Source organism: Nocardia tenerifensis NBRC 101015, assembly GCF_000308715.1.
Taxonomy (GTDB): Bacteria; Actinomycetota; Actinomycetes; order Mycobacteriales; family Mycobacteriaceae; genus Nocardia; species Nocardia tenerifensis.
Genome location: NZ_BAGH01000222.1, coordinates 1 through 4,867 on the forward strand (window position 1 = coordinate 1; position 4,867 = coordinate 4,867).

Consider the following 4,867-nt stretch of genomic DNA (forward strand, 5'->3'; position numbering starts at 1 on the left):
ACGAAATCACCGGCCGTCCCACGCACGGGCAGGGTGCGCACAGCCCGCACCACACGGCGAAATCGCGGGGCGACTCCCCACGACCCTCGTACCGCGCCCCAAATCGCAGGGCGACCCCGCGCGACCCTCGTGCCGCGCACCAAATCGCGAGGCGACCCACCCGGGCCAGATGCGCACAAATCACCGGCCGACCCACGCACGGGCGTGGCGCGCACAGCCTGCATCACACGGCGAAGTTGCGGAACAGCAGGACCGAGAGGCCTAGCCCGACAGCCAGATTGACCACGACCGCGGAGCCGAAGACGACGATCGGACGCCAGCCTGCCTCGCGCAGGCCGCGCAGGGAGAACTCCAGCCCGATGGACACGAACGCGAAGATCAGGAACCAGGTGCGCAGATCGTTCACGATCGCGATGTGCGCGGCGCCGGACTTCTTGTCGGCCGACTGCAGGTAGAGCGTGCCGATGACCGAGGCGGCGATGAAGCCGAGGACGAACTTGGGGAACCGCTCCCAGATCTGGCGCGCCGAGGGCCGCACCGCACCCGCGACGCGCTCCACCTTCAGCGTGAAGTACGCGGTCAAGGCGATCGCGACGAGCCCGATCAGCGCGTTCTGCGTGGTCTTCACGATGGTGGCGATCTGCAGCGCCTTTTCTCCCGCGATGGCGCCCGAGGCCGCGACCGCGGCGGTCGTGTCGATATTGCCGCCGATCCAGGCTCCGGCGACCGCGTCGGAGAGCCCGAAAACGTCGGCGAGCCAAGGCAACAGGAAGATCGACGGCAGCGCGAAGATGATCACCAGCGAGGCCGCGTAGGCGATCTGCTCGCGCCGCGCCTGCACCGCGCCCGCCGCCGCGATGGCCGCGCTGACGCCGCAGATGGACACCGCCGAGGACAGCAGCGCGCGCAGTTTGTCGTCGAGCCCGAGCCGCCCGCCGAGCCACCAGGTGAACCCGAACACCGCGGTGATCAGCAGCAGCGCCTGCAGGATCGACGGGCCCGCCGCGGTCACCAGAATCTTCAGGTTGATCGAGGCGCCGAGCAGCACGACGCCGGTCTTGATGAAGAACTCGGTCCGGAAGCCCGCCGAAAGCCGGTCGCGCAGAGCCAGTTTCGTCAAGATGATGTTGCCGATCAGGCCGATTGCGATGGCGTAGACCGGGAACTCGATCGACTTCGCGACACGTTTGAACGCGGTGTCGGCCGCCCACTGCGGGACGTGGGTGTCGAAGTAGCGGGTCAGCGCGCCGAGCACGACGACGATCGCGCCGGTGGCCGGTTGCGAAACCGCTTGCAGCGCAGCAGTTTCCGACTTCACCGGGGCGGGGTCCGTCCGCGTTTCGGCCGATGTCGAATCCTTGGGCACCATCACGGCACCAGCCAATCCGGAATCACGCCCGCCAGCACCAGCGCGATCAGCGCCAGCCCGACGATCGCCGCCAGCCAGTCCTCACTCCAGGCGAATGTGCTCCCCGGCCGTTGCTCGGGCGATGTCTGTGACACGGGCGTGCTCCTTGCGTTCCTCATCGAGAGGCCGCACGGTAGCAACGCCCGGTCACCGGGCGCACCGATTGCGCTCAGCGTGAATTATTCACGCGGACAACGCGAACCGAGCGCGATAATCCGTCAGAACGCCCGGCAGGAGCGGATGTCGAACGCCAGGATGGCCTTGGCGCCGAGCTCGGCGAGCTGATCCATCACCTCGTTGCCCTGCTTGCGCGGCACCATCGCGCGAATGGCCACCCAGCCGTCGTCGGCCAGCGGGGACACCGTCGGCGACTCCAGGCCCGGGGTGATCTTGACCGCCTGCTCGAGCAGCTCCTTCGGGCAGTCGTAGTCCAGCATGATGTACTGCTGGCCGAATACGACACCCTGGATGCGGGCGATGAGCTGATTGCGCGCCCGCTCCTGCTGATCGGAGCCGGAGCGCTCGATCAACACGCCCTCCGAATCGCACAGCGACTCGCCGAACGCGACCAGATTGTGCTGGCGCAGCGTGCGCCCCGAGCCGACCACGTCGGCGATGGCGTCGGCCACGCCGAGCTGGATGGAGATCTCCACCGCGCCGTCGAGCCGGATCACCTCGGCCTCGATGCCGCGCCGCTGCAGATCGCCGAGCACCAGGTTCGGGTAGGAGGTGGCGATGCGCTTGTCGTAGAGGTCCTCGACCCGCCAGTCCTGGCCAGCCGGCGCGGCGTAGCGGAAACTCGAGCGGCCGAAGCCGAGCGCGAGCCGCTCGCTGACCGGCGCGCCGGAGTCGAGCGCGAGATCGCGACCGGTGATGCCGAGGTCGAGTTCGCCGGACCCGACGTAGATGGCGATGTCCTTGGGGCGCAGGAAGAAGAACTCGACCTGGTTGGCCGGGTCGAGCACGGTCAGGTCACGCGGATCGGTCCGCCTGCGGTAGCCGGCCTCGACGAGGATGGCGGTGGCGGCTTCGGACAGGGCGCCTTTATTGGGGACTGCGACGCGCAGCATGGGACGTGGTCCTTTCGGAAGATGAAACTACGGGTTGGACGCGACCGATCACAGATGTCGGTACACGTCTTCGAGCTTCAAACCACGACCCACCATCAGCACCTGAACCCAGTACAGCAGCTGCGAGATCTCCTCGGCGAGCGACTCGTCGCTCTCGTGCTCGGCGGCCAGCCAGACCTCGCCCGCCTCCTCGAGCACCTTCTTACCCTGGCTATGCACGCCCGCGTCCAGCGCGGCAACGGTCCCGGACCCCTCCGGGCGGGTAACCGCACGATCCTGCAGCTCGGCGAACAGGGTTTCGAAGTTCTTCACGATGAGCCATTGTTTCAGACCGGTGTGCGGGACCGTTGCTCCGGCCCGGCCCACCCTGCCGTTTGCATGAGCGGTGACGGTGCGGCACCCTCACCAGCCGTCGCGGTATCGACGCCGATGGCGCGGCTCAGTACGCGACGAGCGGACCGAATCTGGCGCGAACGTCACCGTGGCCGCGTGCAATCTCGCGACCACAGCGCGGTGAAGCCGACGCGCGAGACCATCGCGACGGCCACGAGCAACGTCTGCCACGGCGCCTCAGTGGAAGCGACGCCCGCGGCCGGTTCGGCGGTCGCGGCGCGGGCGGGCATCATGGGGCCATGTCGCTACGTACCGCGCTGACCGAGTTGTTCGATCTACGTCATCCGATCATGTTGGCGCCGATGGGTGGTGTGGCCGGGGGTGAGTTGGCCGCGGCCGTGTCGAATGCCGGCGGGCTCGGGATGATCGGCAGCGGGGATCGGGCGTGGCTCGAGCGTGAGCTGGCGATCGTCGCGGACAAGACTCGGTCGCCGTGGGGTGTCGGCTTTCTCAGCTGGGCGGTCGATCACGACACGATTCGGTGGGTGCTGGACGAGTATCGGCCCCGCGCGGTGATGCTGTCGTTCGGCGATCCGCGACCGTTCGCCGACGCGGTGCGCGCGGCGGGCGCGACGCTCATGGTGCAGGTCACCGACCATGACGAGGCGCGCCGCGCGGTGGAGGCCGGCGCGGAGGTGATCGTCGCGCAGGGTGGCGAGGCGGGCGGGCACGGCGCGGGTCGTTCGACCATGACGATCGTGCCGACGGTCGCCGACCTGGTGCATCCGACGCCGGTACTCGCGGCGGGCGGGATCGCCGATGGGCGTGGACTGGCCGCCGCGCTGACGCTCGGGGCGGCCGGGGCCATGATCGGCACGCGCTTCGAGGCAACCCACGAGGCAGTGCTCTCCGCCGAGGAGGCAAAAGCGATCGTCGCCGCGCGCGGTGACGACACGTCGCGCAACCGAGTGTTCGATATCGCCCGCCGCTCCCCGTGGCCCACGAAGTACACCGCGCGGATGCTGCGCAACCCGTTCTTCGACCGCTGGCAGGACCGCGAGGACGAACTGCGCGCCGACACCACCGCCCAGGACGCCTACCTCGACGCCGTGCAGCGCCAAGACCCGACCGCGATCCCGGTGTGGGCCGGCGAGGGCGTCGACCTGATCACCGCGATCGAACCGGCCGCCGACGTGCTGACCAGAATCGCCGCAGAAGCCGACGCCGCACTCGCCCGCGCGGCACGGCGGCACGTCGACGACCTCTGAGCCCGAGGCCGCCGCGGCGAGCAGCACATGGACGTGACCTCGTTGAAGGTCGAATGCCGCCATCGGGCCGCACAGTGCCGAGTGGACGACTCCTAAGCGTGAGCGGGAAATGATCCGGCGGGATCGCGGCAGTGCAACGCGGTGAGCCGACCGCGATCCCGATTTGTGCCAGCGAGGCGGCCGACCTCATCGACCGCATGGACCACGCCGCCGACATCGCGGCCAGGATCGCCGAGAAGGCCGACGCCGCCATCGGGCGGACCGCTCGGCGTCGGATCGGCACCCCTGAGCACCAACGCGAGATGATCCGGCCGAATCGCGGCAGTGCAATACGGTGAGCAGACCGCGACCCCGATCTGGGCTGGCGAGGCGGCCGACCTCATCGACCACGCAGCCGATGTCGTCGCCAAGGCCACCGAAGAAGCCGACGCCGCCATCGGGCGGACCGCTCGGCGTCGGGTCGGCAACTCCTGACCGTCAGCGCGAGATGACCCGGAGGGCGGGCACTTTCGGCCGACGCGCTACGACGCCACCGCCGCGTCCGCCGAAATCACCGCCGCCCGCCGAAATCACTCCCGCGCCCGCCGAAAGTACCGCCGCGTTCGGACGCGCTGACATCCAGCGCGTCCGCCGCGACCGACTAGTCCGCGCCGCGCGGCCTAACCCGCACTGAGCAGCGCCTCCAAATCCGCTACCGCCGTGCGCAAATGGTCGGCGAAGGCGTGCATTTGGTCGGCGACCGCGGTTGGCGTGGCCAGGTAGAGGTTCCAGCGGTCTGGGAGCAGGAC

7 protein-coding genes are annotated in these 4,867 nt (G+C 69.2%); 3 read left to right on the forward strand and 4 right to left on the reverse strand.

From position 1 onward, the window contains the following. Nucleotides 1-223: 223 nt before the first annotated feature. The 4 genes from ON39_RS18340 to ON39_RS18350 all read right to left on the reverse strand — a co-directional run bounded on the left by ON39_RS18340 (nt 224) and on the right by ON39_RS18350 (nt 2,808). Nucleotides 224-1,369, reverse strand: a complete 1,146-nt coding sequence (locus ON39_RS18340; protein ID WP_040735689.1) for a YeiH family protein — start codon at nt 1,367-1,369, stop codon at nt 224-226. Next, nucleotides 1,369-1,503 carry a hypothetical protein gene (locus ON39_RS50675; RefSeq protein WP_255219280.1) on the reverse strand — a complete coding sequence of 45 codons (135 nt, stop codon included), beginning with the start codon at nt 1,501-1,503 and terminating at the stop codon, nt 1,369-1,371. Before ON39_RS50675 ends, ON39_RS18340 begins: the two co-directional genes overlap by 1 nt. Before the next feature lie 123 nt (nt 1,504-1,626). After that, on the reverse strand, nt 1,627-2,478 hold the full coding sequence (gene hisG, locus ON39_RS18345; protein WP_040735695.1) for an ATP phosphoribosyltransferase: 852 nt from the start codon (nt 2,476-2,478) through the stop codon (nt 1,627-1,629). A gap of 48 nt (nt 2,479-2,526) precedes the next feature. After that, a complete protein-coding gene (locus ON39_RS18350) occupies nt 2,527-2,808 on the reverse strand; it encodes a phosphoribosyl-ATP diphosphatase (protein WP_174412539.1) in 282 nt (93 codons plus the stop codon). Between the two features lie 302 nt (nt 2,809-3,110). Between ON39_RS18350 and ON39_RS18355 the strand changes: the two genes are divergently transcribed. From ON39_RS18355 to ON39_RS48870, 3 genes are all read left to right on the forward strand, one after another. After that, a complete protein-coding gene (locus tag ON39_RS18355; protein WP_040735701.1) occupies nt 3,111-4,079 on the forward strand; it encodes an NAD(P)H-dependent flavin oxidoreductase in 969 nt (322 codons plus the stop codon). Nucleotides 4,080-4,210: 131 nt separating this feature from the next. Beyond that, a complete protein-coding gene (locus tag ON39_RS18360) occupies nt 4,211-4,417 on the forward strand; it encodes a hypothetical protein (RefSeq protein ID WP_040735706.1) in 207 nt (68 codons plus the stop codon). Then, complete coding sequence (locus tag ON39_RS48870; RefSeq protein WP_157195493.1) at nt 4,404-4,553, forward strand: hypothetical protein; 150 nt, start codon at nt 4,404-4,406, stop codon at nt 4,551-4,553. Before ON39_RS18360 ends, ON39_RS48870 begins: the two co-directional genes overlap by 14 nt. Nucleotides 4,554-4,867: the final 314 nt, after the last annotated feature.

What these genes read in the sequence shown, in the direction of transcription:
- ON39_RS18355 (WP_040735701.1), top strand. Translation starts at nt 3,111, where the DNA reads ATGTCGCTACGTACCGCGCTGACCGAGTTGTTCGATCTACGTCATCCG.
- hisG (WP_040735695.1), bottom strand. Translation starts at nt 2,478, where the DNA reads ATGCTGCGCGTCGCAGTCCCCAATAAAGGCGCCCTGTCCGAAGCCGCC.
- ON39_RS18340 (WP_040735689.1), bottom strand. Translation starts at nt 1,369, where the DNA reads ATGGTGCCCAAGGATTCGACATCGGCCGAAACGCGGACGGACCCCGCC.